Source organism: Nonomuraea sp. NBC_00507 (genome assembly GCF_036013525.1).
Classification (GTDB): domain Bacteria; phylum Actinomycetota; class Actinomycetes; order Streptosporangiales; family Streptosporangiaceae; genus Nonomuraea.
In genome coordinates, this window is the sequence record NZ_CP107853.1 from 8,763,059 (window position 1) to 8,786,561 (window position 23,503).

Below are 23,503 nucleotides of genomic sequence, written 5' to 3' on the forward strand. Positions count from 1 at the left end.
AGGCACGGCGGGGGTTGACCCGAACGTCACCAGTCCCAGGACTGGACGCGAAGGTCAGGTCTGAGCAGCGGCGGCGCAGGCGCCGGGGCGCGGCGCGCGGGTCGTGATCAGGTAGTGGTCGATCTGCCGCTCCAGGCAGGACGTGCCGCCCTGGTAGGCGAGGTGGCCGTCGGCGTCGTTGGTGAGCAGAACCCCGTGGTCCAGCTGCGCGGCCAGCCTCTTGGCCAGCTGGTACGGCGTCGCCGGGTCGCGGGTCGTGCCCACCACCACGATCGGCGGCGACCCCTTGGCCCGCACCTTCCTGGTGAACCTGGTGCCCTTGACCGGCCAGTACGGGCAGGCGGACTCGGGGTGGTCGACGCACATGATGGCCCTGTTCGCCTCCAGCAGGTTGCTGTACGTGCCGTTGGGCAGCCGGCCGGTGTAGGAATCGGCCAGCCTCAGCAACAGCGTGCCGTCACCCTTGAAAGCCGCGCCCAGCGCCTGGCGCAGGAACGGCCAGTAGGCCTTCGAGTACATCGCCCGCAGCACGGCAGTGCTGACCAGGGACTCGGTGACCTGCCTGCCGTCGTAGGTGTTGCGCAGCGGCGCCCGGTCGGCCCGCTTGAACAGCGCCAGCAGCCGCTTTTCCGCCGCGGCGACCGTATGCTTCGTGAACGGGCAGTCCTTGGCCTTGAAGCAGTCGCGCAGGAACGACACCACCGCCACCTGGAAGCCGGCGGCCTGCGACCGGCCGAACTCCTCACCGGTCTGGCTCGGGTCCTCGGCGCCGTCGAGCACCATGGCGCGGATCCGGGTCGGGAACAGGTCGGCGTATCTGGTGCCGAGGTAGGTGCCGTACGACCAGCCGAAGTACGTCAGTCGCTTCTCACCCAGCGCGGCACGCATGACGTCCATGTCGCGCGCCGCCTCGCCGGTGCCCACGTGCTTGAGCAGTTGCTTGCCCGAGTTGACCTCGCAGCCCTTGGCGAACGCCTGCTGCCACTGCTTGACCTGCTTGATCTCCGCCTTGGTGTCAGGGGTTCCGTCGGCGGCGTGATAGGCGTCCATGGCGAGCGGCGGCAGGCAGCGCACGGGCGAGGACCGGCCGACGCCGCGCGGATCGAAGCTGACCACGTCGAAACGTTGCCGGACGGCCGCCGACACCGCCGATTTGTCGATTTTGAGATGGTCGACCCCCGAGTCGCCGGGACCGCCGAAGTTCAGCACGATCGAACCGATCTTTTTCCCGGTCGCCGGGAGCCGGATCATGCTGATCTTAATCTGCTTGCCACTGGGATTCGAATAGTCCAGTGGCACGCGTAATTTCGCGCATTCGAACCCGTCGCCACAGGAGGTCCAGCTCAAGCGTTGACCGTAGTAGCCACCTGGTTTTTCGGCCGCGGCGGCCGGAGCCGTACCGGTGAGACCGGTGACGGCGATCAAGCCTGCGAGGGCAGGCGCAATGATTTTGATTGAGTGTCGCATGAACAAAAGGTGAAGGAGAATTCTTGCGAGCCCCTTTAAGCAAGCTGGAATAGATCACTTGCAAGCCGCGCGGACGCCCCTGACCTGGCGGGGCAGGGCAGCGGGCGAAACCAGGTGACGGGAAGCAGCGGGCGCGAGAGCATGGCGGGTGATGGATGAGCGGCGTGTGATACGCGTTTCGAAATATCTGGCCCGGCATCTGCGGCACGATCCGCAGCGCATCGGCATCACGCTCGACGCCAACGGCTGGGTGCCGGTCGAGGAGTTGCTGCGGGCCGCCGCCGAGCACGGGTTCCCGATCACGGCGGCTGAGTTGGCGCAGGTCGTCGAGTCCAACGACAAACGGCGCTACGCGCTCGAGGACGGCAGGATCCGGGCCAGTCAGGGGCATTCCGTGCCGGTGGATCTCGACCTGCCCGCCGTCGAGCCCCCCGAGGTGCTCTATCACGGGACCGTGGCGCGGTTCGTGGGGGCGATCAAGAACCAGGGGCTGCGGCCGATGAGCCGCCATCACGTGCACCTGTCACACGACCGGGAGACGGCGACGCGGGTGGGAGCGCGGCGGGGCGTCCCGGTCGTGCTGGTGGTGAGGGCCCGCGAGATGCACGCGGACGGCCACGTGTTCCGGCGCAGCGCGAACGGGGTGTGGCTGGTCGATCACGTGCCGCCCGGCTACCTGCGCTTCCCGTCGTGAAGCACCCCGCGGTCTCGTCGTCGCCGAACAGCCACGCCTTGTGCGCCATCATGGAGTGGTCGGCGGCCCGGAGCGCTCGGCGGCGCGGCGGAGCCGGTCGAAGACCTCGCGGAGGACCGGCACCAGCTCCGGCGGGTCGAGGACCTCGAAGTCGAAGCCCTTGACCGCGATGTAGATCGCCAGTTCGTCGAGCGCGTTGGAGCCGGTGACGTACAGGCAGGTGTTCGCGTCCACCGCCTCCAGCCGCCCCGCACCCGCCGAGGTCTGGGGCGCGACCGCTTCCAGGGGCGCGTGGAAGAGGATGCGGGCCTGGTAGCGGTACGGCGCGGACGTGATGGCCCTGGACACGTACGCGGCCACGTCCGGCGCGGGCGGCGTACGCGGCTCGAACCGGGCCCCCGGCATCCCCAGCGGCCCGTCGATGCGGTCCACCCGGAACGTCCGCCAGTCCTCCTTGGCCACGTCCCAGGCCAGCAGATACCACCGCCGCGGCGTGTGGACCAGGCGGTGCGGCTCGACCTCCCGTTCGGACAGGCCCCCGCGTCCCTGGTAGCGCAGGCGCAGGCGGCGCCGGTCGCGGCAGGCGGCGGCGAGCCCGGTCAGCAGGTCGGCGCTCACGGCGGGGGCGGCCGCGCCGGCCAGCGGCACCGTCGCGGCCTGGAACGCGCTCACCCGGTGCCGCAGCCGTGACGGCAGCACCTGCTGCAGCTTGGTCAGCGCCCGCAGCGCGCTCTCCTCCAGCCCGGCGACGCTGCCGGTGGCGGCGGTGTGCAGGCTGATCACCACGGCCACGGCCTCCTCGTCGTCGAGCAGCAGCGGCGGCAGGGCGGCGCCCACGCCGAGCCGGTAGCCGCCGGCCACGCCAGGGGTGGCGTCCACCGGGTAACCGAGGTCACGCAGCCGGTCGATGTCGCGCCGCACGGTCCGCAGCCCCACCTTGAGCCGTTCGGCCAGCTCGGCGCCCGTCCAGTCGGCGCGCGCCTGGAGGAGGGAGAGCAGGCGGAGCAGCCGGGCGGACGTTTCCCACATGCATCCCATTGTGCTGCCACATTGGTGCCAGAGGCTGTCACCAATGCTTCCTACAGTCGGAGACATGACGAAGAGCGACATCACCCCCTTCCGCGTCGAGATCCCGCAGGCCGCCATCGACGATCTCCGCGACCGGCTCCGGCGTACGCGCTGGGCCCCCGAGCTGCCCGGCGTCGATTGGGAGCGCGGCGTGCCCACGAGCTACCTGCGCGACCTGGCCGGCTACTGGGCCGACGGCTTCGACTGGCGCGCCCAGGAGGCGGAGCTGAACGCGTACCCGCAGTTCATCACCACGATCGACGGCGCGGACGTGCACTTCCTGCACGTCCGCTCGGCCGAGCCGGACGCCACCCCGCTCCTGCTGCTGCACGGCTGGCCGGGCTCGGTCGTCGAGTTCCTCGACCTCATCGGCCCGCTCACCGACCCGGTCGCGCACGGCGGCGCCGCCGCCGACGCCTTCCACCTGGTGATCCCGTCGCTGCCCGGCTACGGCTTCTCCGGCCCGTTGCGCGAGACCGGCTGGACGGACGGACGCACCGCCGCCGCGCTGGCCGAGCTGATGACCAGGCTCGGCTACGACCGGTACGGCGTGCAGGGAGGCGACGTCGGCGCCTTCATCGCACCCCTGATGGGCCGCCTCGCCCCGGACAACGTCATCGGGGTGCACGTCAACGGCCTGCTCACGTTCCCGACCGGCGACCCGGCGGTCATGGGGTCGCTGACGGAGGCCGAGCGGGGGCGGCTGGGCGGGATGGAGGAGTGGCAGCAGAAGCTGGGCGCGTACATGAGCCTGCAGGGCACCCGCCCGCAGACCATCGCCGCCTCCCTGCACGACTCCCCCGCCGGGCAGCTGGCCTGGATCGTGGAGAAGTTCAAGGACTGGACCGACCCGGCGGCCAAGCTGCCCGAGGACGCCGTGGACCGGGATCGCATCCTTACCAACGTGAGCATCTACTGGTTCACCGAGACGGCGGGGTCGTCGGCGCACACGTACTTCGAGCGGTTCAACGACTTCAGCGCGTGGGGGCCGGTGGAGCGCGGGACCGTGCCGACGGCGGCGGCGGTGTTCCCGACCGACTACTCCGTGCGGCCGCTGGCCGAGCAGGTGCACAACGTGGTGCGGTGGTCGGAGTTCGACCACGGCGGCCACTTCGCCGCCCTGGAGACGCCCGGCGTGCTCATCGGCGATGTGCGGGAGTTCTTCCGGTCGCTCGCCTGAGCCCCCGGCGGCATGCGAAAGCCCGGCTTCCACGCGAGGCCGGGCCTCGCCGTGGCGTCAAGGGGACGCACGGCGCGGCACCGAGGTCCTGGCCATCGACAACCGGCCCAAGATCACGCAGGCGCTGGCGGGGCAGATCACGACATCTGGGCCAAGGACATCAGCACCCAGCACGGCCGCATCCTCAGCCGCATCGGCGCCCACCATGTCGTCTTCCCCGAGCACGACATGGGCGAGCGGGTCGCGCACCTGGTCAGCGGGCGCGCCGGGCGAGGAGTTCACCTACGCCGACGCCGAGACCGAGCTGTCCTATGGTGACGTCATCCTGGTCTCCGGGCGTACCGAGCAGGTCGAGCGCTTCGCGGAGCTCCCCTGAGTGGGCACGGTCTTGGCTAGTCTGGTGAGCGGAGGCCATTGATGCGCGCACGCGATCTCGCCGTCGAATTCCCGACGGTCACCATGGACACCCCGGCCCTCGATGCGGCCAAGCTGCTGGCCGAGCAGGACCTTCCCGGTCTCATCATCGTCGACGACGGGCGGCCGCTCAGCATCCTGCCGGGCACGCAGGTGCTGCGGCTGGCGGTCCCGCCGTACTGCCAGGACGACCCGGCGCTGGCGCGGGTGGTGGACGAGGCCCATGCCGACCTGTTCCTGCGCAAGCTCGGCGGCAAGACCGTCCGCGAGTGCCTGCCGGAGCAGCCCCGGGAGTTGCCGTTGGCCGACCTGAAGGCGACCGTGCTGGAGCTGGCGGCGCTCATGGCCCGCACGCGCAGCCCGGTGGCCGCCGTCGTCGACGGTGAGGGGCGGCTCGTGGGGGCGGTCACGCTGCAGTCGCTGCTGGACCACGCGCTGGAGCTGTGATCACTGGGGGAAGCCGACGGCGAAGGCGCGCCTGAGGTAGTCCCACGCGGCCGCGCTGAGGATGCCCTTCGTCGCGGCCTCGGGACCTCTGGCGTCGATCCTGCCGTAGATGGCGGACATGACGCTCCTGTCCCCGCCGGCCAGGCCGGCCACGGCCGCGGTCCACCGGCGCGCGAGGTCCTGTACGGCGGGATCGGCCGGGTCCGTACCGCGCCCGGCGTGGGCCTCGGCCTCGGTGGCCAGGCCGGTCAGCTCCTGCAGCCGTTGCGCGAAGCCGTCCTGGCCCAGCTCCCGGTGGCGTTCTCCGAACCTGGCGAGCTGTTCGGGGGTGAAGTGTTCCGCCTGCATCATGGCCTCCATCGTGTCGATGAGCTGGTCGATCGACGGCTCCTGCGCGCTGCTCAGCGCCTCGGCGAGGCCGAGCAGCCGCCGGCGCAGGGCACGCTGGCCCGCCAGCCGGCCTTCCACCTGCTCCAGCTGCCGGGCGATGGTCTCGCGCAGGTCGGCGCCGTCGAGGGAGCGGGCGATCTCGGCGAGCGGCAGCCGCAGCTCCCGCAGTGCCAGGATCCGGTAGAGCCTGCGCACATCGTCACCGGTGTAGACCCGGTGCCCGGCGGCGGAGCGCTCGGCCGGGCGCAGCAGGCCGATCTGGTCGAAGTGCCGCAAGGTCCGTACGGTCACGCCCGTGGCGGCGGCGAGGTCGCCGATCTTCCAGCGTCGTGCGTTCACATCGCCGACGCTAGGGGCTGACGCGGCGTCCGATGCAAGCGTGTCGCCCAGCCTTCCTGGTGGATCATCGTAGGGTGGTCGCATGGGGAAGACCGCGGCTCGACAGCCCGTACCTGCCCGGCGGGCCGACGCCGAACGCAACATCGCCGCGATCCTCGAGGCCGGGACCCGGCTGCTCAGCGCCGACCCGTCCGCCAGCGTGGCCGACATCGCCAAGGCCGCCGGGGTGGGCCGGGTCACGCTCTACGGGCATTTCCCCTCGCGGGAGACGCTGGTGGACGCCGTGCTCGACCACACGGTCGGCGTGGCGGACGCCGCGCTGGAGGATCCGTCGCTCGACACGGCTCCGGCGCCCGAGGCCATGGGGAGGCTGCTGCGGTCGTCCTGGGAGATCCTCGATCGGCATCGCCGGTTGTTCGTGGCCGCGGACCGGGTCATGGCGACCGAGCGGATCAGGGAGCATCACGACCGGCCGTTGCGCCGGGTGGAGCGGCTGATCGCGCGCGGGCAGCGGGACGGGGACTTCCGTACGGACCTGCCGCTGCCGTGGCTGGTGACGACGTTCTTCTCGATCATTCACAGTGCCGCCCAGGAGCGGGAGGCAGGGCGGCTGGCGCCTGAGGACGTGGAGCTGGTGCTGGTCACGACGATGTTGTCGCTGCTCACCTCCGGCGAACGGTCCGGGCGGTCGCGCGACGGTGGTCACGGATGAGTGCGATCACGGTGTCGGCGGTGCGGTCGAGGTAAGTGCGTCCATCGGGCAGGTGCGCCTCCGGGCTGATGTAGCTGTGCCGCCCGATGTGGGTGGCCGGATCGAGCCGGTGTGCGGTGATCTTTCCGACGCGGGCGGCTCGGTTCCATCCGCTGCGGCGCAACAGCCGCCAGCGCTGAGGGAAGATCCAGGTGCCGACCCGCTCGATCCAGTCGCTGTCGCTCGTGAGCTGATACAGGTGACGGGCGTGGGTGAGATCGTTGGCGCCGTTGTGGAACCCGCCGAGGAGGATCAGCAGGAGCGGGGCACGCAGCTGGGTGTGCAGTTCTTCCACCGCGCCCGTGGCGACCTGGGCGCCGCCGCTGTAGCTGAGCAGCACCACGGGGATGCCACTGTCGGGCCGGTAGCCGGACAGGCGCAGGTGGTGGGCGATCTGGTTGCCCACGGCGCGGTTGTACAGGGGACGGTAGCGGTGGTCGGCGGCGACGAAGATCTGCATGACGTTGTGCAGGAAGAGCAGGAGCCCGATGCGGTGGCGCAGCCACTCCCACACAGGCCGGTTGACGAGCGGGTCGGCCAGCGGCGAGTAGGGCTGCACCTGACCCAGCACCCGCAGCTCCGGCGCTTTGGCGATCAGGGCCTTGACCAGCTGGCCTCCGTCCCGCGTGTCGGTGAAGCGGCGTTTCCCGATGCCGTCCAGATAGACCAGGTAGGCGTCCGGAGGACGGTCGGCCTCCGCACCCCGGGCGTAGGGCATGCCCTGGGGGAGCTCGGTGGTGGGAGCCCGCCAGCCGGCCGTGTAGGCCATCACCTCGTAGCGGGCGAGCAGAGCTTCGGCGAGCAGGACCGGGCCGAGCACCAGGACGAGGAGCGGGAACTCGATCATGTGAGCAGCTCCTGCCCCCTCATGACGCTGATCTTCATGACCAGGCGCCGGACAAGATCGACAGCGGCGGCCAGCCCGACTCCGGCGATGGCCACGCAGCCTGCGGCGGCCCACCAGCCCGCCCCCGTCATCGCGGCGAGCGGGGCGACCAGGCCGGCCCCGACCCCCACGAAGAGCAGCAGGTGCAGCAGGGGCCCGAGCAGCGGGAACGCGAGGACAGCGGCGAGAAGCAACGGGGCGAGCAAGCCAGGTGTCCAGGTCAACGCGGCGACGCCGGACAGCGGAGGGGACAGCACCAGCTCGGCGAGGGTCCATGCGGTCAGTGGCCACAACGCGAACACCGCGCCCTCGACCACGGCGCCGAGCAGCACGAGCAGGACCGCATGGGACCGTGACCCGATGGGCCGCCGGGCTACCAGCGGCAGGATCCGCCCGGCGGCCTCGGACAGCCCGGCGAGCAGCAGCAGGACGACAACGGTGGGTGACATCTCTCAGCGCTCCTGTGGCGAGTCCGCCGGGACCGGCCGGCTGACCCGTCCGGCCCGGTGCAGGTAGTGCTCGAGTTCGTCGGCGGCGCGCACATAGCCGCCGGCCTCACGCTGGGCGACCTGCAACGTGGCCGCCGCGGCCCGGAAACGGGGATCGTCGAGCAGGAGCCGGGCGAGGGCGTGCACGGGTCCCGGAGCGGCGTCCTGAGTACGGATCGACAGGCCTGCGCCGAGCTCGGCCACCCGCCGGGCCACCAGCGGCTGATCGGCGCCCTGCGGGACCACCAGCATCGGGACCCCGGCGTGCAGGGCCTCGTTGACGCTGTTCATCCCGCCGTGCGTGACGAACAGCGCGGCGCGGGCCAGCACCTCTGGTTGCGGCACGAAGCGGCGGGCGAGCACGTTGGCTGGCAGCGGATCCAGCGCGGCCGGATCGGTGGGTCCGGTGGAGATGACCACGGTGCCGCCCAGCGGTGCGAGCGCGGTGGCGAAGGTGCGCAGCAGCTGCGGCCCGGCATCGAACACCGTGCCCAGCGAGGCGTACAGCACCGGGGCTCGCAGCCGATCGAGCGGGAACGCCGGGTCGGGTGGACGGGCGCCCAGGCTGGGGCCGACGAACTGGTACGACTCGTCGAAGGCGTCGACGCCGGGCTGGAAGGCGCGCGAGGTGAAGACCAGGTTGAGCGGCTGGCGTACGTTCGCCAGGTCGAGCAGGGGCAGTCCCCGGGTGTCGTAGCGGCGGGACAACCCCCACCGCGACCGCAGGTAGCCCTGGACATTGCGGGGCCGGGTCGCCGCCGCGGCCAGTAGCTCCCACGAGCCGCGGGTGGGGCTGGGCGCGGACCGGTTGAACGCGAACGTGGTGAACAACGCTGCCGCCGGCACCTCGAGTTCGCGGGCGGCGACCGCGCCCCAGGGGCAGGCGGCGCCGTGGACGATCAGGTCAGGCCGGACGCGACGCAGATCGGAAAGCACGGCGGGCAGCACACCGACGGCTGTGCGGGCCAGCCCGTCCAGCATGGTGACCGGCATCGGCGGATCGGCGAACGGCCGGTCGACTTCGGGGTAGAGGCACACGGTGGCGCCGGTGGCCTCGATCTCCTTCGCGAACGCGGGCGAGGTGTGATAGGTGACGCAGTGGCCGCGACGGACCAGCTCAGACACGACCGGCAGCGTCGGATTGACGTGCCCGTGCATGGCGATGTTGAGGAACGCGATGGTGCTCATCGGCCGACCTCCGAGATCGAAGCGGTCCGTGCCCTGCCCAGACCGGCCGATGTCGCAGGAGGACCGTCGACCCGATACAGGCCGGGCCCGCTGATGCGCAGACCGTCGAGAAAGCGGCCCGCCGCCAGGCAAGCAGTGTTGATCAGCCGCTGGGAGTGACCGAAGTCCCAGGGGGCGGGCCAGGTCTCGATGCCGGTCGGCAGCACGACGGTCGGAATCCGGCGGGACACCTCCTGCAGGTCGCGCTCGATCTGAGCGTGCCACAGCAGCAGCCCCGCCCTGGCGGCGACCGCGCCGGCCCGCCGGGGCGGGATGGCCGGGCGCAGCGGCCAGCTTGTCGGGCCGGTCGACAGCACCACCACGCTGGCCGCCCCTGCCTGCAGGGCCGCCCGCACCGGGACAAGGGCGATCACTCCGCCGTCGACGAGCGTCCGGCCGTCCCGATCCACCGGGGGCAGGATCCCCGGAATGGCGGCGCTGGCCAGCAGCGCGGACTCGAGATCTCCGTGGTCGAGCAGCGCCTGAGCGCCGGTGGCCAGATCCATGGCCACCGCGGTGAAGGGGACCTCCAGCTGTTCGATCCGCGGCGGCAGGCCGGCCCGGGCGATCAGCCTGCGCAGGCCGCGATCGGTGCAGATGCTGGCCCGGGTGGGCAGGTAGCCGAGCGGAAACACCTCACGGCGCCGCACACGGGTCCACACGACATCCAGCCATGGTGCGGCCTTGCCGGGGTGGGCGGCCGCGATCGCTCCGTTGAGAGCGCCCACCGAGGTTCCGATGACCAGGTCCGGGACGAATCCGCGCTGCTCCAACGCGTACCCGATGCCGACCTGCGCGGCCCCGAGCACTCCCCCGCCCCCCACCACCACCGCCACGGGACGGGGAAGGGCACGCAAGCCCTCGCCGACGCTGTGGAGAGCCGAGGAGGCGGATCTCCGGCGATATCTGACATTCATGGTCCGTCCTCTCTCAGCACGGCGCCGACTCGGAGTCGTTCCTCAGCTAGGACCGGGCGGCCACCTCATCTGTGACACCGTCGGCCAACGTGTTCGTTGCAGTCGTCGCGATGATCGCTGGCATGGGAGGGCCCTCTTTTGCGGATCAGGCGAGGTCGGCGAGGTCCTCCCCAGTGAGGGTGATCGACCGGGCCGCCAGGTTCTCCTCCAGGTGAGCCGCGGAGCCGGTGCCCGGGATGGCAAGGGTGAGCGGGGACAGGGCCAGCAGCCAGGCCAGGGCGATCTGCTGGGCGGTGGCGCCGTGCCGTTCGGCGACCTTGACCAGGCCGGGGTCGTTGATGTCGGCTCTGCCGCCGCCGAGGGGGAAGAAGGGCGCGAAGGCGATGCCGGCCTGGGTGCAGGCGTCCAGGACGGCCGTCTCGTCACGGTTGGCGATGTGGAAGTTGTTCTGGACGGCCGTGACGGGGGCGATCGAGCGGGCCTCGGCGAGATGGCCGGCGTCGACGTTGCTGAGGCCCAGGTGGCGGATCAGGCCCTCCTCGCGCAGGGCGGCGAGCGCCTCGAAGCGTTGGGCGAGCGACTCGCCGTGCGGGGGCTCCATCATGCCGATGCGCAGGTAGACCAGGTCGAGGCGATCCACGCCCAGGCTTTCGAGGTTGGCTTCGACCTGGGGCCGGAGGTCGGCGGCGGTGCCCTGGCGGGGGCCGCCGGGGCCGAAGACCGGGCCGACCTTGGTGGCGATGACCAGATCCTCCGGGTAGGGGGACAGGGCCTCGCGGATCAGGGTGTTGGCGCGGACGGAGCCGTCCTGGCTGCGGTAGAAGTCGGCGGTGTCGATGTGGTTGACGCCGAGCTCGACGGCGCGGCGCAGGACGGCGCGGCCGGACTCAGGGTCGCGGGCGGGTCCGCCCGGGCCGGCCTGGGGCAGGCGCATGGCGCCGAAGCCGAGCCGGTCGATCGTCAGGTTGCCGCCGAGGCGGAAGTGGTTGGTCATGTCTTTCCTCGTGATGTGATGTGGTGCCTGCGAGACGGCGGCGACGACAGCCGCTCCAGGCGGGAGACGCCCCGGTCTCGGCGCAGGCGGTTGCAGGGACTGAGCCCTCGACGAACGTGACCGTCTCCTCGAGCGGCGCGCGGCCTGTGCGGATGTAGTCGACCGTGACGTCCTCGAACCCGATCGACATGCCGCAGAAGAGCACGAGGCCGTCCGGGGGGTGCACGATGTCCGCGACGGTCTTGCGATAGACCGACCACGCCATCTGCGGGCAGCTGTGCAGCCCCTCGGCGCGCAGCAGCAGCATGACGGTCTGCAGATAGATGCCGAGGTCGGCCCATTGGGGCGGGCCCATGTCGCGGTCGATGTAGCAGAACAGGGCGGCGGGCGCGCCGAAACAGTCCCAGTTCGCGGAAGCGGCCCTCTGGCGCGCCTCCCAGTCATCGCGCGCGATGCCGAGCGCGCCGTAGCGCTCCCGGCCGAAGGCGGATCGGCGCTCGCGGTAGGGGGACTTCAGTTCGACCGGGTACATCTCGTATTCCCGCTCGTCCCAGGGGTCGCCCGTGGCCAGGCGCTCGCCGGCGCGCTTCTTGAGCTCGGCCAGCGGCTCGCCGGTCACCACGTAGACGTGCCAGGGCTGGAGGTTCGATCCGGACGGCGACCAGGCCGCGGCGGACAGCACCCGCTCCAGCACCTCCCTCGGGACAGGCCGGTCGGTGAATCCGCGCACCGCACGCCGGCTCGTGACCGCCTCGTAGACCTCCATGATCGTTACCTCCCGTCCGCTCCAGGTGTCTACTTTCGTTACATTCACTACGGTATCACACGCGATAGTATCATTCAATACTATTTGGCCGCGGTTGAGCCCGCACCTCATGAGACTCGATCCCCGTCGGCGACGAAGCCCTGACCGGCGCGCGGCTCGCGCTTACGCCTCGCCGCCTGCGGGATAGGCGAACCGGGTCAGCAGATCCCGCAGCAGCTCGGCCTCGCCGGGCCCCAGGTCGGCGACCAGACGCTCAGCCAGCGGCTCCGCCGCCACATGGGCCGCCTCGAACAGCTCGACGCCCTCAGGCGTGATCTCCACCGCCCGCGCCCGCCGATCCCCAGGAACGCTCTTGCGGACGGCCAGGCCCTTACGCTCCAGATCGTCCACGACCCGCATGATCCCCGCCTTGTCCGACCCCGTCGCCGCCGCCAAGTCCCGCTGCACCGTGGGCCCGCGGTCGACGAGCACGATCAGCACGGCGAAATGCCGCAACTCGATGCCGAGCGGCCGAAGCGCCTCTGCCATCACCGTGGCCGCACGCCAGTGCGCCTGGCGCAGCAGCAAGCCGAGAGCGAAAGGCGAGGCATCCCCGGGGCGGTCGGTCGCACGCGAGGCAGTGGTTTTGCGAGGCACATCAGCGGTCATGGGACCATATTACCCAGTATCCTCTCATTCGATATGGTTTCATGTGAGAGTACATGCGATCGTGAAGCGGTCCGCGTTGGTGTTCGCCATGCCGGGCGTGCTGTGCGCCAGCGTGGAACTTATCCGTTTTGTCCATTTAGGGCCGCGCGTACGCCAGGCTCGACGGCCGCGCGGAACGCGGCGTCCAACTCGGCGGGTGAGGCGGCGCTCTCGCCGTCCACCCATGCCCGCAGCAGCCCCATGAACGCACCGACCACGCAGACCACCAGCAGGTCGAGCGCGGCCGACGCCCGCGCGCCCGCGGCCAGGAGCTCCTTCCTGACGACGGCCGCGAGCAACTGCTCGCCGCGCGCGTGCACCAGCCCGCCGCTGCGCCGTCCCATCAGCGCCCGCACGAGCCGGCGCTGCTCGTGCACGTGCTCGAACGTCGGGAGGCTGAACGCGAACAGCTCCCCCGGCCCGTCCACCGGCGCGGGATGGAGGAAGGCGAGCCCGTCGAGGTTGCTGAACAACACGTCCTGCTTGTCGGTGAAATGCGCGTAGAAGGTGGACCGGCCCACGTCGGCCCGGTCGATGATGTCGGTGACGGTCACCGCGTCATAGCCCTTCTCCAGGATCAGCGCCACGAGCGCCTCCTGGACCATCCGCCGGGTACGCCGGACCCGCCGGTCTCCGGACAATTCCCCGCCTCCTGTTCAGTACGGCACACCATGGCCGACCTGCTCGTTGACCGAGCTCCAGTATGAACGCATCATTCATAACCGAACAGGTCGTTCGACAATGTCGGGAGCACTGCCATGGGCCTCGGAAAGCTGCTGCACCACCACGCCGAACACGCCGACGAGGGCGGCACCATCGACCGCCCGCGGGCGTACGAGATCTTCGCCTCGATCGGCTTCGTGGGCGGCCGCCGCGCCGCGTTCACCCGCCTGGCCGCCGCGGCCCGCCCGCGGGCCGGTGACCGGATCCTGGACGTCGGCTGCGGCACCGGCTATCTCTCCCGGATCCTGGCCCGGGTCGCCGCGCCCGGCGGCCACGTCACCGGCCTGGACCCGTCCCCGGCGATGATCGAGTACGCCACCGGACGCGCTCCGGGCAACTGCACCTACGTAGTCGGCCAAGGGCAGGACCTGCCGTTCCCCGATGGGTCGTTCGACCTGGTGGTCTCCAGCCTCGCCGTGCACCACATGCCCGCCGCCGCCCGGCCCGAGGCGATCCGGCAGATGTTCCGGGTGCTCCGGCCGGGCGGGCGGCTGCTCATCGGCGAGTTCCGCCCGCCGGCCAACCACCTGGCCAGGCGCCTGGTCGGCCTGCTGTCCGGCCCCGCCATGCAGCACGACCCGCGTGACCTGCTCGGCACCATGATCCCGGACGCCGGCTTCGTGGTGGAGTCCGAGGGCGACCTGCCATACCTGCTGTATTACGTCCGAGCCACCCGGCCGGACGGGCAGGGGGAACGGCTCGCCTGACGCCGATGTCCATCGGCCCGTGAACTACGGCATTCTTGACCGGTGGAATTCCGTGACGCGGACCGACTTCTCGCCGACGCGCGCGCTCTGCTCGACGAGCACACCTCCGTCCACCGCCAGGCCAAGGACGCCCTCGACGCGCTCCGCCTCGACCTGGCCAGGGCGGGGCTGGGCGAGATCCCGGTCTCGCGGCTGCGGGACGTGACCGACGGCCGGCTGCGCATCGCGACACTGGAGAAGGCCGGCTACACCACGGTCCGCCAGGTGCTGGAGGCCTCGCCCTATCAGCTGCAGTTGCTTCCGGGGATCGGCGCGCGCACGGCGGCGCAGATCCACGCCGCCGCCCGGCAGCTCGAGCAGGCCGCCGCCGAGGCCGCGAGCATCCGCATCGACGTCGAGCGGCGCGACCAGCCGACCACGGACCTGGTGATCGCCCTGCAGCGCCTGGTGAACGTCGGCCCGGATCTGCCCCGCGCCCTCGACGCCGCCCGCGACCTCGACCGGCGGCTCGCGCCGCTGCTGGCGCAGGCACGTCCGGCGCGCAGCAGGCTGCGCATGATGGTCACGCTGCCCAAGCGCCGCCGGCGCGCCCGCGAGGCGGTGGCGGCGATCGACGAGCTGCTCGCCGGCGCCCGCGCGACCCGGCTGCTGCTCACCCAGGTCACCACGGATCTGCTGCGTCCCGCCGCACGGGACTTCGAGGCGTGGACGGACTTCGAGTCCCGCTCGCCTGAATACTTCAGCCTGCTCGCCGAGCTGGCCGGCGAGCCCGTCGGCACGGGCCAGGGCCTGCTGCCCGACGACCTGGCGGCCAAAGTCGCCGCCCAGCCGCTCGACGACACGCACCGCCGGGTGTCGCTGCGCGGCTACCAGGCGTTCGGCGCCAGGTTCGCGCTCGCGCAGGGCCGGGCGATCCTGGGCGACGAGATGGGGCTGGGCAAGTCGATCGAGGCCATCGCCGCGCTGGCCCACCTCAAGGCGCTCGGCATGACCCATTTCTTAGTGGTCTGCCCCACCAGCGTGCTGATCAACTGGGTGCGCGAGATCGAGTCGCGCAGCACCCTGCGGGCCTATCCGCTGCACGGCCAGGCGCGGCTCGCGGCCCAGCAGGATTGGGCACGCCGCGGCGGCGTCGCCGTGGCCACCCTCGACGGGCTGCACCGGCTGGAGGCGGAGGTCGAGGTCGGGATGCTGGTCGTGGACGAGGCCCACTACGTCAAGAACCCGGAGACCAAGCGCTCCAGGGCCGTCGCCGCCTGGTGCGCCCGCACCGAACGGGTGTTGTTCCTGACCGGCACGCCCATGGAGAACCGGGTGGAGGAGTTCCGCGCGCTGATCTCGTACCTTCGCCCCGACCTGGCCGCGGACCTGCGCACCAGCGACGTCGTGGCGGGGGCGCAGGCGTTCAGGAAGGCGGTGGCGCCGGTCTACCTGCGGCGCAACCAGGAGGACGTGCTCGCGGAGCTGCCCGACCGGGTGGAGGCCGATGAGTGGGTGGAGTTCAGCGGCGCCGACTTCGAGGCGTACCGGCAGGCGGTCGCGGCGGGCAACTTCATGGCCATGCGCCGCGCCGCCTATGCCGAGCCCGCCACCTCGGCCAAGCTCAAGCGCCTGCTCGAACTCGTCGAGGACGCCGCGGCCAACGGGCTGAAGGTGGTGGTGTTCTCCTATTTCCGCGCGGTGCTCACCGCCGTGGGGGCCGCGCTGGACGGGCGGGCGCACGGGCCGATCTCCGGCGGGCTGAGCGCGGTGCGGCGGCAGCAGGTGGTGGACGACTTCTCGGCGGCTCAGGGGCACGCGGTGCTGCTCAGCCAGGTGCAGGCGGGCGGCGTGGGGCTCAACCTGCAGGCCGCCTCGGTGGTGATCATCTGCGAGCCGCAGGTCAAGCCGAGCATGGAGACGCAGGCCGTGGCACGGGCCCACCGGATGGGGCAGGTACGCAAGGTGCAGGTGCACCGGCTGCTCACGGTGGACTCCGTCGACCAGCGCATGCTGGCCATCCTGGACCGCAAGTCCGCGCTGTTCGACGCCTACGCCAGGCGCAGCGACCTGGCCGAGTCCGCGGCCGAGGCCGTGGACGTGTCGGAGAAGGAGCTGGCCCGGCTGGTGGTCGAGGAGGAGCAACGCCGCCTCCTGGCCCCCTCCCCCGCCGATACGCCCGAAAGCTGATGCCACAGGCACCATCGCTCAGGCGCCGATGGCCGCCCGCAGCATCGGGAGCGAGCGTTCCAGCGCGCGTTCCCAGTACGGGAAGGTGTGGGTGCCCGCCCCGTAGAAGTCGGTGGCGACGCGCACGCCCGCCTGCTCGGCCCGCTCGGTGAACGTCTGCGCCAGGCCCAGCAGCGCGCCCTCGTAGTCGGCCGTCGCGCCGGGCGGATCCAGCGGGCCGGGCCGGCCGTCGCCGCAGGACACGTAGAGCTGAACGTCCTTCAGCCGGGCCACGAGCGCGGTGGGATTGTAGGCCTCCCACACGTCCCTGTTCTTGTCCGGGTCTCCCCAGAGGGCGTCGGGGTCCTCGCCGTTGCGGCGCACGAGGGCACGCGTCTCGCTGCGGTCGCCGGTCGTGTCCAGGACGCCGGAGTACGACGCCGCCGCGCGGAACATGCCGGGGTTCCTGGCCGCGTACACCATGGCGCCGAGCCCGCCCATCGACAGCCCGGCGATCGCCCGCTGAGGCCCCGCCCCGAATTCGGCCTCGATCAGCGGGATGAGCTCCTTGACGTGGTAGGTCTCCCATTGCGGACCGCGCAGCCAGTCCGAGTAGAACCCGACCCGCCCGCCTTCGGGCACGACCACGATCGCCCGTAGGTCCTGCGTGAGCCGCTCCGCGCCGCCCTCGTCGACCCACACGAGATGGTTGGGGCTGCAGCAGCCGTGCAGCAGATAGAGCACCGGCCACGGGCCGGACCCCGGCGTCCACCCCTGGGGCGTCAGCACGCGTACGGGGGTCGTCGCGCCGAGCGCCGGTGACCACACGCTGAGATCATGCCCGCGCGCGCCGGCCTGCTCCCGCGCCACGACCTGCACGCCGCCGGTCCGCCCGGGCGTGGCCGTGCCACCGCGCAGCACCACGACGGCCACGACCGCGACCGCCACGGCCACGATCCCGGCCACGGCCGCCCATAACCACCGCCTGCTCGGCATGGGACGCTCACCCTCCGTGCATCGTCGGATCGACCCCCCGCAACATCATCCCCTGCCCGCGCGAGCGGTGCACGTCGCCGGCCGGGGCGTCCTCGGGGTCGCGGAACTGGATGAGCAGGGTCGTGCGGGCCTCGGCGGCCCGGTTCACCCCGGATCCGTGCACGGTGAGATACGTGAGGAACAGCACGTCCCCCGCCTCGGCCTCGACGGGGACGGCGGCCTCCAGCGGCCACTGCGACAGCGGCAGGTGCCAGCCGCCCTCCTCGATGTGCGGCAGCATCCCGTCGCGGTGGCTGCCCGGCACCACGCGTACGCACCCCTTCTCCTCCGGGGCGTCGTCGAAGTGGAAGATGGCCGCGCCGACCGTGTGCCGGGTGTGCGGGAAATGTGCGGCGTCCTGGTGCATCGGGAACGGCGAGCCCTTCTCCGCCGGCTTGACGAAGATCTTGGTGTGGTGGAGTTGCACGTTCTCCGATCCCATCAGCGCGGCCGCGACGTCGGTGAAGCGCGGATCGACCATGAGCCGGGCGAACGCCGCCGCGTAGAACTGCGCGTCGTGGCAGTGACGCAACTCGGTGGGGCGGCCGGCGAGCTCGCGTGCGCTGCCCCAGGTGGGGTCCATGCCCCGTAGGCGCGCCAGGACGGCATGACACTCCTCCCGGTACGCCGCCGCCTCCTCCCGGCTCAGCAACCCTTTGACCAGCACATAGCCGTTGTCCCGGTAGGACCGCACCATCGATGCCTCACTCATGCCGCACTCCCGTTCGCCTGTGTGATGGTTCATGCCCCGCGGCGCGATGTACTCAGCATGGCCGGCATGTCCTCCGAGGCTCACGAACTCCGGTTGCCGCACCCGGTGCGCAGGGGCGATCATTCGGTCATGACCACCGAGGCCCGGCGGGCCGACGTCCTACGCGTGGCCGGCTGGATCCTCGGAGTGCTGGGCGCGTTGCTCGGAGTCGCCGCCCTGCTGCTGGCCCTGCCCGATGGCCACGCCGGCGTGGTGTCGGCGGTGGGCGTGGCAGGCGGCTCCTGCGTCAGCGTCCTGTGCGCGATCATCATTGATCACAAGCCCACCAACCGGGCCGCCTGGGCGTTGCTGGCAGGCGGATGGCTGCTGGCCGCCGACAGCCTCGGCTACAGCTGGGCCGTCCTGCACACGCAGGAGGGCTCCTCCTCGCCGGTGGTCGCAGCCACGGCCTTCGTCGTGGACACCGTGGCCGGCGAGTCGCTGCCGCTGTTCCTGCTGTTGTTCCCCGATGGCCGCCTGCCGTCGAAGCGGTGGCGGCCGGTGCTGGCGCTGTACCTGACGGGCTGGGCGGCGACAGGAGCGGCCGCCGCGATGGCCGTCTGGCCCTCGGGTGAGCCGATCATCGCGCTGTACGTCGGAGGGCACGTCGAGGCACTGCCTGCCCGGTTAGGCGCCGCCGAGACCGTCACGGCCGCCACCGACCTGTTCGGCATGCTGTTCCTGCTGGTGGGCATCGCTGCTGTGGCGGTGCGCCTGCGCCGAGCCCGCGGGACCGGACGTACACAGCTGCTGTGGGCGGCCTGGGGGCTCGGCGTCACGGTGGCGATCATGATCGCGGCCACGGCCGCGTCCGGAACGCTCAAGACCGTCCTGGCGGTCCTCGCACCACTGCCGTTCTACGCTGCCATCACCGTGGCCATGCGCCGCCATCAGCTGTTCGACGTGCAGCGACTGATCCGGCGCACCGTCACCTACACCGCCATCTCCGCGTTCCTGCTAGGGCTGTACGCGATGGTGGCCGTCGGCGTGGGCGCGATCGCCGGTCAGGTGGGCGCCGGTTCCTCGGTTGCCGTGGCGGCGGCGACCCTCGCGGTCGCGGCGGCTTTCCGTCCCGCGCTGCGGCTGGTGCGGGCGGTCGTCGACCAGCGCTTCGATCGCCGTACCTGGCTGGCCGTGCAGGCCCTGGAGGCCTTCACGGGACGGCTGCGCGCGGGCACCGCAGCGCCGGCCGATCTGCTGGCCGCCTTACGCCAGGCGGTCGACGACCCGACCGCGCGCGTGGCCTATGTCGAGGACGGGCAGTCGATCGACCTGGACGGCAGCCCTGCCGATCTCGGCGACCCGCAGCCCGGGCGGCTGCGCCGGCAGGTGACGGCCGGTGGTTCGCCCGTGGCCGTGGTCGATCTGGATGCGCGGCTGGCCGAGGAGCCGCGCCTGGTTCAGGCCGCGCTCGCCGCCGCCGCGCTCCCGCTGGAGAACGCCGCCCTGCACGCCCGCGCCGCGGTACGGCTGGCCGACGTACGGGCCTCGCGCAGCCGTATCGTGGCCGCCGAGGACTCCCAGCGGCGGCGCATCGAACGCGACCTGCATGACGGTGTCCAGCAGCGCCTGGTCGCGCTCGCCCTGCGGCTGCGCATCGCCGAGCGCGAGGTGACCACCACCAGTCACCGCGCCGCCACCGTGCTCGGCGAGGCGGTGGAGGAGTTACGCGCCACTGTCGATGAGTTGCGCGAGCTCACCCGCGGCATCCTGCCCCCGGTCCTCACCGACGAAGGACTGGCCGTCGCGCTGCGCACGGCCGCGGCTCGGCTGCCGCTGCCCGTGACCCTCGACGTCACGACCGAGCGATTCCCGCCCACGATCGAGGCGACCTGCTGGTATGTGGCAGGCGAGGCCATGGCCAACGCCGTCAAACACGCCGATGCCGCCACCGTGCGCCTCAGCGTGCACCGCACCGGCGACAGCGTCGTCCTGCAGGTCGACGACGACGGCGCGGGCGGCGCCGGCGTGGTCTCCGGTGGCGGGCTGCAGGGGCTCAGCGACCGGGTGGCGGCCGTGGGCGGCCGGTTCACCCTGACCAGCCCCTCCGGGGCAGGCACCCGGCTGACGGTGGAGCTGCCATGCGCGTCGTGATCGCCGACGACAGCGTCCTGCTGCGCGAAGGCATCGCCGGCCTGCTCGCCAACGCCGGTTTCCAGGTCATGGCCAGCGTGGGCACCGCCGAGGCGCTCGTGGAAGCCGTCAGCGTCCATGAACCCGACATCGCCGTCATCGACATCAGAATGCCGCCCACGCACACCGACGAAGGGCTGCGCGCAGCCACCCGGCTGCGTGACAAGCAGCCGGGCCTGGCGATCTTGCTGCTCTCCCAATGGGTCCACGCCGGACGCGCGCTCGACCTGTTCCGCAACGGCGCGGGGCTCGGCTATCTGCTGAAAGACCGCGTCATCGACGTCGACGACTTCCTGGAAGCGCTGCGCCGCATCGCCAAGGGCGGCACCGTGCTCGACCCTGACGTCGTCGCCGCCCTGGTCGGCGCCCATCCCGGACAGAACGCGCTGAGCCGCCTCACCGACCGGGAGAGGCAGGTGCTCGCGCTCATGGCCGAGGGCCGCTCCAACAGCGCCATCGCCGAACGCCTCTTCCTCGGCCGCAAAACCATCGAAACACACGTCAACGCCATCTTCACCAAACTCGACCTCGGCCCGGCCGGCGACGACAACCGCCGCGTCCTGGCCGTCCTGACCTGGCTGCGCGCCCAGCAGTGAACACCCGCCGGGTCCGGCGACCAAGCCTGCCAGGAGCCCGTACTCCGGGAAAACCCGGACCCGATCAGCGGGCCACCACCCGTGAACGACCACCCCGGCGAGGGCCATCGTGGTGGCCATGAGCGCACACCACCCGATCCCCGCCGCCGACGTCGCGACCGCGACCAGCCACCGAGCCATGGGCTCCGTGCTGGCCGCCATCAGCCTCATCGCCGCCCCGGCACTGCTCGCCCTCGGCCTCGCCCTGTACACCAGCCCATGGCTCGACAGCGTCCCGGACTACGCGGCGATCGACACCGGCCACGCGCAGATGCTGCTGTCGACCAACCTCTCCTTGGCCGCCTTCCCGTTCCTGTACGGCTCGGCCGTCGCCGTCGCCATGGTGGCCCGTCGCGCGCGGTGGCTGGCCGGCACCGGACTGGCCTGTTCTTTCCTCGGCCTGACCGCGATGCTCGTCAACGGTGTGGTCGATTTACCGCTGATCATGATGGCCGGCATCGGCGACAGGACAGGTTTCGCCGAACTGGCCACCAAACTGGACACGCAATTGCCGATCGTGTCCTACCTGTTCCCGCTCTACCTCCTCGGCACGATCTTGCTCGCCGCCGCCCTCTGGCGGACCAGGACGGTGCCCCGGTGGTCGGCCGTCTGCATCGGCGCCGGAGGCCTGTTCCCCCTCGCCATCATCACGGGGATCGGAGCGACCGCGCTGGTCATCGCCGCCATCCGCATCGCGGGAGCCATCCCCCTGGTCAAGACGCTGTTGAGCAAGTAGCCGACCAGGCCCCTCGGATCGCGAACGATCCGAGGGGCACTGTGCTGAGTCCGAACCCGGTGGAGAAGGAGCTCGCCGGTCGGTAACGTGACCCCGTAAAACGTTTCATTACGGTCATCGGGGAAGGTCTTCCTTGGATTACGAACGCCAGCCGTACCGCCGGTGCGGCCGCAGCGGACTGCTCCTGCCCGCCGTGTCGCTCGGCCTGTGGCACAACTTCGGTGAGGGCAAGCCGGTCGAGACCCAGCGCGCGATCCTGCACAAGGCGCTCGACCTGGGCATCACCCACTTCGACATCGCCGACCGCTACGGGCCGCCGTTCGGCGCCGCCGAGGCCGCCTTCGGCCGGATCTTCCCGACGTCGCTACGGGATGAGGTGGTGGTGACCACCAAGGGCTTCAACCCGATGTGGGACGGCCCGTACGGCTATGGCGGCTCCCGCAAGCACCTGCTGGCCACCCTCGACCGGTCGCTGGAACGGCTCGGCCTCGACTTCGTGGACATCTTCTACCTCCACCGGGACGACGAGGACACGCCACTGGAGGAGACGGCCGCCACGCTCGACCACATGGTCCGCACCGGCCGCGCCCTGTACGTCGGCGTGTCCAACTTCTCGCCGGAGCGGACCGCCGCGATCGCCGGTCTGCTGCGCGGTCTGGGCACGCCGCTGCTGGTGCATCAGCCGTCCTACTCGCTGCTCAACCGGGGCATCGAGGAGGCGCTGCTGGGCGTGCTGGAGCAGGAGGGCGTGGGCTGTGTGGTCTACTCGCCGCTCGCCCAGGGCCTGCTCACCGACCGCTACCTCAACGGCATCCCGGACGACTCGCGGGCCGCCGAGGGCCGTTTCCTCACGCCCGACCGGGTGACGCCGGAGGTGCTGTCGTTCGTGCGCGCGCTGTCCGAGGTCGCCGCCGCCCGCGGCCAGACGGTCGCGCAGCTGGCGCTGGCCTGGGCGCTGCGCGACCCCCGCATCACCTCCGTGCTCGTCGGCGCCTCCAGCCCCGAGCAACTGGAGGCCAACGTGGCCTGCGTGGACCGCCTCGACTTCACCGACGACGAGCTCACCGCCATCGACCAGGCCGCCAAGGAGGCCGGGATCAGCGCGTAATCGTCACCGTGCCGTCGGTGTCGGCAGTCGCACGGTCATGAGGGCAGCGACTCCGTCAGCGTCCTGGCCGCCTGCGTGACGAGTTTGCCGTACTCCGGTCTGCGGTCGTCCGGCATGCGGCTGGCCGGGGTCGAGATGCTGAGGCTGGCGACCGGCCCGTCGGGGCCCAGGACGGCGGAGGCGACGGCGGCGATGTCGGAGCGCCACTCGCCGCGGTTGTCCGCGTAGCCCCGGGCCCGCACCTCGGCCAGCTCGGCGCGCAGCAGCTCAGGGTCGGTGATCGTGGTGCCGGTGTAGGCGGGCAGCTCGTCGAGCGGCCGGTCCAGGTGGGCGAGCACGGCCTTGCCGTTGGCGGAGGCGTGCAGCGGCAGCCTGATGCCGAGCGGCAGCACGATGCGCAGCGGCTTGTCGGTCTCGAGCCGCTCGATGAGGACGACCGCGTCCCCCTCGGGGACCATGAGGTGGATGGTCTCGCCGGTGCGCTGGCGCAGCTCCTCCATGACCGGCAGCGCCACGTCCCGCAGCCCCAGCTCGGCCCGGCGCCCCACCTGCAGCGCCTTGCTGGTCACCTGCCAGCGGGTGACCGCGCCCCCGGCGGGCCTGATCCACCCGGCCTCGTGCAGCGTCCGCAGCGAGCGTTGCACGGTGCTCTTGGGCAGGCCCAGCCCGCGGGCCAGCTCACCGACGCCGGCGGGCTGGCGTACGGCGACCTCTTCGAGCACCCGGAGCGCGTTGATCACGTTCTGCATCCATTGACTCCTCTGCGGGCTGAAATCTAATGTTAATGAACCGCAACACGGCACGGTGTGCCG

Annotated in this window: 24 protein-coding genes and 1 pseudogene; 11 read left to right on the top strand and 14 right to left on the bottom strand. The window is 71.5% G+C overall.

Annotation, left to right across the window (positions count from 1 at the left end):
• Positions 1–54: 54 nt before the first annotated feature.
• Positions 55–1,251: an alpha/beta hydrolase gene (locus OHA25_RS42305; protein WP_327582532.1), complete on the bottom strand. Its 1,197-nt coding sequence runs from the start codon at positions 1,249–1,251 to the stop codon at positions 55–57.
• Between the two features lie 367 nt (positions 1,252–1,618).
• On the opposite strand from OHA25_RS42305, the gene OHA25_RS42310 reads away from it, so the two are divergent.
• Positions 1,619–2,161: an RNA 2'-phosphotransferase gene (locus OHA25_RS42310; protein WP_327582533.1), complete on the top strand. Its 543-nt coding sequence runs from the start codon at positions 1,619–1,621 to the stop codon at positions 2,159–2,161.
• A 48-nt stretch (positions 2,162–2,209) separates the two neighbouring features.
• Here the strand turns inward: OHA25_RS42310 and OHA25_RS42315 are convergent, their stop codons facing one another.
• Positions 2,210–3,190 (bottom strand): helix-turn-helix transcriptional regulator, encoded by a 981-nt coding sequence (locus OHA25_RS42315; protein WP_327582534.1) that lies wholly within the window; start codon positions 3,188–3,190, stop codon positions 2,210–2,212.
• Positions 3,191–3,254: 64 nt separating this feature from the next.
• On the opposite strand from OHA25_RS42315, the gene OHA25_RS42320 reads away from it, so the two are divergent.
• From OHA25_RS42320 to OHA25_RS42330, 3 genes and pseudogenes are all read left to right on the top strand, one after another.
• Positions 3,255–4,409 carry an epoxide hydrolase family protein gene (locus OHA25_RS42320; protein ID WP_327582535.1) on the top strand — a complete coding sequence of 385 codons (1,155 nt, stop codon included), beginning with the start codon at positions 3,255–3,257 and terminating at the stop codon, positions 4,407–4,409.
• A 141-nt stretch (positions 4,410–4,550) separates the two neighbouring features.
• A pseudogene (locus OHA25_RS42325) lies at positions 4,551–4,785 on the top strand (TrkA family potassium uptake protein); the annotation flags it as partial.
• A 41-nt stretch (positions 4,786–4,826) separates the two neighbouring features.
• Entirely contained in the window at positions 4,827–5,270 is a 444-nt protein-coding gene (locus OHA25_RS42330; protein ID WP_327582536.1) for a CBS domain-containing protein, read from the top strand.
• Here OHA25_RS42330 and OHA25_RS42335 read toward each other — a convergent pair whose 3' ends face one another.
• A complete protein-coding gene (locus OHA25_RS42335; protein WP_327582537.1) occupies positions 5,271–5,999 on the bottom strand; it encodes a MerR family transcriptional regulator in 729 nt (242 codons plus the stop codon).
• Positions 6,000–6,081: 82 nt separating this feature from the next.
• On the opposite strand from OHA25_RS42335, the gene OHA25_RS42340 reads away from it, so the two are divergent.
• Entirely contained in the window at positions 6,082–6,711 is a 630-nt protein-coding gene (locus tag OHA25_RS42340) for a TetR/AcrR family transcriptional regulator (RefSeq protein ID WP_327582538.1), read from the top strand.
• Here OHA25_RS42340 and OHA25_RS42345 read toward each other — a convergent pair.
• The 8 genes from OHA25_RS42345 to OHA25_RS42380 all read right to left on the bottom strand — a co-directional run bounded on the left by OHA25_RS42345 (position 6,662) and on the right by OHA25_RS42380 (position 13,356).
• Complete coding sequence (locus tag OHA25_RS42345; protein WP_327582539.1) at positions 6,662–7,597, bottom strand: hypothetical protein; 936 nt, start codon at positions 7,595–7,597, stop codon at positions 6,662–6,664. The genes OHA25_RS42340 and OHA25_RS42345 overlap by 50 nt on opposite strands.
• Positions 7,594–8,085, bottom strand: coding sequence for a hypothetical protein (locus OHA25_RS42350; RefSeq protein WP_305920379.1), 492 nt, complete (start codon positions 8,083–8,085; stop codon positions 7,594–7,596). Before OHA25_RS42350 ends, OHA25_RS42345 begins: the two co-directional genes overlap by 4 nt.
• 3 nt (positions 8,086–8,088) lie before the next feature.
• Positions 8,089–9,312, bottom strand: a complete 1,224-nt coding sequence (locus OHA25_RS42355) for a macrolide family glycosyltransferase (RefSeq protein ID WP_327582540.1) — start codon at positions 9,310–9,312, stop codon at positions 8,089–8,091.
• Positions 9,309–10,268: a patatin-like phospholipase family protein gene (locus tag OHA25_RS42360; RefSeq protein WP_327582541.1), complete on the bottom strand. Its 960-nt coding sequence runs from the start codon at positions 10,266–10,268 to the stop codon at positions 9,309–9,311. The genes OHA25_RS42355 and OHA25_RS42360 overlap by 4 nt, the downstream gene beginning before the upstream one ends.
• 145 nt (positions 10,269–10,413) lie before the next feature.
• Entirely contained in the window at positions 10,414–11,262 is an 849-nt protein-coding gene (locus tag OHA25_RS42365) for an aldo/keto reductase (protein WP_327582542.1), read from the bottom strand.
• Positions 11,156–12,139, bottom strand: a complete 984-nt coding sequence (locus OHA25_RS42370; protein ID WP_327582543.1) for a nitroreductase — start codon at positions 12,137–12,139, stop codon at positions 11,156–11,158. Before OHA25_RS42370 ends, OHA25_RS42365 begins: the two co-directional genes overlap by 107 nt.
• Positions 12,140–12,190: 51 nt before the next feature.
• Positions 12,191–12,676 (bottom strand): MarR family winged helix-turn-helix transcriptional regulator, encoded by a 486-nt coding sequence (locus tag OHA25_RS42375; protein WP_327582544.1) that lies wholly within the window; start codon positions 12,674–12,676, stop codon positions 12,191–12,193.
• 119 nt (positions 12,677–12,795) lie between these two features.
• Positions 12,796–13,356 (bottom strand): TetR/AcrR family transcriptional regulator, encoded by a 561-nt coding sequence (locus OHA25_RS42380; RefSeq protein ID WP_327582545.1) that lies wholly within the window; start codon positions 13,354–13,356, stop codon positions 12,796–12,798.
• Between the two features lie 117 nt (positions 13,357–13,473).
• Here OHA25_RS42380 and OHA25_RS42385 point away from each other — a divergent pair, with 117 nt between their 5' ends.
• Complete coding sequence (locus OHA25_RS42385; RefSeq protein WP_327582546.1) at positions 13,474–14,145, top strand: class I SAM-dependent methyltransferase; 672 nt, start codon at positions 13,474–13,476, stop codon at positions 14,143–14,145.
• Positions 14,146–14,187: 42 nt separating this feature from the next.
• Positions 14,188–16,314: a DEAD/DEAH box helicase gene (locus OHA25_RS42390; protein ID WP_327582547.1), complete on the top strand. Its 2,127-nt coding sequence runs from the start codon at positions 14,188–14,190 to the stop codon at positions 16,312–16,314.
• 18 nt (positions 16,315–16,332) lie between these two features.
• Here the strand turns inward: OHA25_RS42390 and OHA25_RS42395 are convergent, their stop codons facing one another.
• Both OHA25_RS42395 and OHA25_RS42400 read right to left on the bottom strand, forming a co-directional pair.
• On the bottom strand, positions 16,333–17,289 hold the full coding sequence (locus OHA25_RS42395) for an alpha/beta hydrolase (RefSeq protein WP_327582548.1): 957 nt from the start codon (positions 17,287–17,289) through the stop codon (positions 16,333–16,335).
• A 7-nt stretch (positions 17,290–17,296) separates the two neighbouring features.
• The gene (locus OHA25_RS42400) at positions 17,297–18,040 is read right to left on the bottom strand and encodes a phytanoyl-CoA dioxygenase family protein (RefSeq protein WP_327582549.1); all 744 of its coding nucleotides are present in this window, start codon (positions 18,038–18,040) and stop codon (positions 17,297–17,299) included.
• A gap of 66 nt (positions 18,041–18,106) precedes the next feature.
• Here OHA25_RS42400 and OHA25_RS42405 point away from each other — a divergent pair, with 66 nt between their 5' ends.
• The 4 genes from OHA25_RS42405 (at position 18,107) to OHA25_RS42420 (ending at position 22,691) form a co-directional block, all read left to right on the top strand.
• Positions 18,107–20,173, top strand: a complete 2,067-nt coding sequence (locus tag OHA25_RS42405; protein ID WP_327582550.1) for a sensor histidine kinase — start codon at positions 18,107–18,109, stop codon at positions 20,171–20,173.
• On the top strand, positions 20,161–20,808 hold the full coding sequence (locus OHA25_RS42410) for a response regulator transcription factor (RefSeq protein WP_327582551.1): 648 nt from the start codon (positions 20,161–20,163) through the stop codon (positions 20,806–20,808). Before OHA25_RS42405 ends, OHA25_RS42410 begins: the two co-directional genes overlap by 13 nt.
• Before the next feature lie 118 nt (positions 20,809–20,926).
• The gene (locus OHA25_RS42415; RefSeq protein ID WP_327582552.1) at positions 20,927–21,583 is read left to right on the top strand and encodes a hypothetical protein; all 657 of its coding nucleotides are present in this window, start codon (positions 20,927–20,929) and stop codon (positions 21,581–21,583) included.
• A 133-nt stretch (positions 21,584–21,716) separates the two neighbouring features.
• Positions 21,717–22,691 (top strand): aldo/keto reductase, encoded by a 975-nt coding sequence (locus tag OHA25_RS42420; RefSeq protein ID WP_327582553.1) that lies wholly within the window; start codon positions 21,717–21,719, stop codon positions 22,689–22,691.
• A 35-nt stretch (positions 22,692–22,726) separates the two neighbouring features.
• Here the strand turns inward: OHA25_RS42420 and OHA25_RS42425 are convergent, their stop codons facing one another.
• The gene (locus OHA25_RS42425) at positions 22,727–23,440 is read right to left on the bottom strand and encodes an IclR family transcriptional regulator (RefSeq protein WP_305920355.1); all 714 of its coding nucleotides are present in this window, start codon (positions 23,438–23,440) and stop codon (positions 22,727–22,729) included.
• Positions 23,441–23,503: the final 63 nt, after the last annotated feature.

Coding starts and splice junctions, on each gene's coding strand:
- OHA25_RS42365 (WP_327582542.1), bottom strand. CDS start 11,262: ATGACCAACCACTTCCGCCTCGGCGGCAACCTGACGATCGACCGGCTC.
- OHA25_RS42350 (WP_305920379.1), bottom strand. CDS start 8,085: ATGTCACCCACCGTTGTCGTCCTGCTGCTGCTCGCCGGGCTGTCCGAG.
- OHA25_RS42425 (WP_305920355.1), bottom strand. CDS start 23,440: ATGCAGAACGTGATCAACGCGCTCCGGGTGCTCGAAGAGGTCGCCGTA.
- OHA25_RS42310 (WP_327582533.1), top strand. CDS start 1,619: ATGGATGAGCGGCGTGTGATACGCGTTTCGAAATATCTGGCCCGGCAT.
- OHA25_RS42400 (WP_327582549.1), bottom strand. CDS start 18,040: ATGAGTGAGGCATCGATGGTGCGGTCCTACCGGGACAACGGCTATGTG.
- OHA25_RS42320 (WP_327582535.1), top strand. CDS start 3,255: ATGACGAAGAGCGACATCACCCCCTTCCGCGTCGAGATCCCGCAGGCC.
- OHA25_RS42355 (WP_327582540.1), bottom strand. CDS start 9,312: ATGAGCACCATCGCGTTCCTCAACATCGCCATGCACGGGCACGTCAAT.
- OHA25_RS42305 (WP_327582532.1), bottom strand. CDS start 1,251: ATGATCCGGCTCCCGGCGACCGGGAAAAAGATCGGTTCGATCGTGCTG.
- OHA25_RS42340 (WP_327582538.1), top strand. CDS start 6,082: ATGGGGAAGACCGCGGCTCGACAGCCCGTACCTGCCCGGCGGGCCGAC.
- OHA25_RS42415 (WP_327582552.1), top strand. CDS start 20,927: ATGAGCGCACACCACCCGATCCCCGCCGCCGACGTCGCGACCGCGACC.
- OHA25_RS42330 (WP_327582536.1), top strand. CDS start 4,827: ATGCGCGCACGCGATCTCGCCGTCGAATTCCCGACGGTCACCATGGAC.
- OHA25_RS42315 (WP_327582534.1), bottom strand. CDS start 3,190: ATGTGGGAAACGTCCGCCCGGCTGCTCCGCCTGCTCTCCCTCCTCCAG.
- OHA25_RS42385 (WP_327582546.1), top strand. CDS start 13,474: ATGGGCCTCGGAAAGCTGCTGCACCACCACGCCGAACACGCCGACGAG.
- OHA25_RS42375 (WP_327582544.1), bottom strand. CDS start 12,676: ATGACCGCTGATGTGCCTCGCAAAACCACTGCCTCGCGTGCGACCGAC.
- OHA25_RS42360 (WP_327582541.1), bottom strand. CDS start 10,268: ATGAATGTCAGATATCGCCGGAGATCCGCCTCCTCGGCTCTCCACAGC.
- OHA25_RS42395 (WP_327582548.1), bottom strand. CDS start 17,289: ATGCCGAGCAGGCGGTGGTTATGGGCGGCCGTGGCCGGGATCGTGGCC.
- OHA25_RS42405 (WP_327582550.1), top strand. CDS start 18,107: ATGTCCTCCGAGGCTCACGAACTCCGGTTGCCGCACCCGGTGCGCAGG.
- OHA25_RS42370 (WP_327582543.1), bottom strand. CDS start 12,139: ATGAGGTGCGGGCTCAACCGCGGCCAAATAGTATTGAATGATACTATC.
- OHA25_RS42410 (WP_327582551.1), top strand. CDS start 20,161: ATGCGCGTCGTGATCGCCGACGACAGCGTCCTGCTGCGCGAAGGCATC.
- OHA25_RS42345 (WP_327582539.1), bottom strand. CDS start 7,597: ATGATCGAGTTCCCGCTCCTCGTCCTGGTGCTCGGCCCGGTCCTGCTC.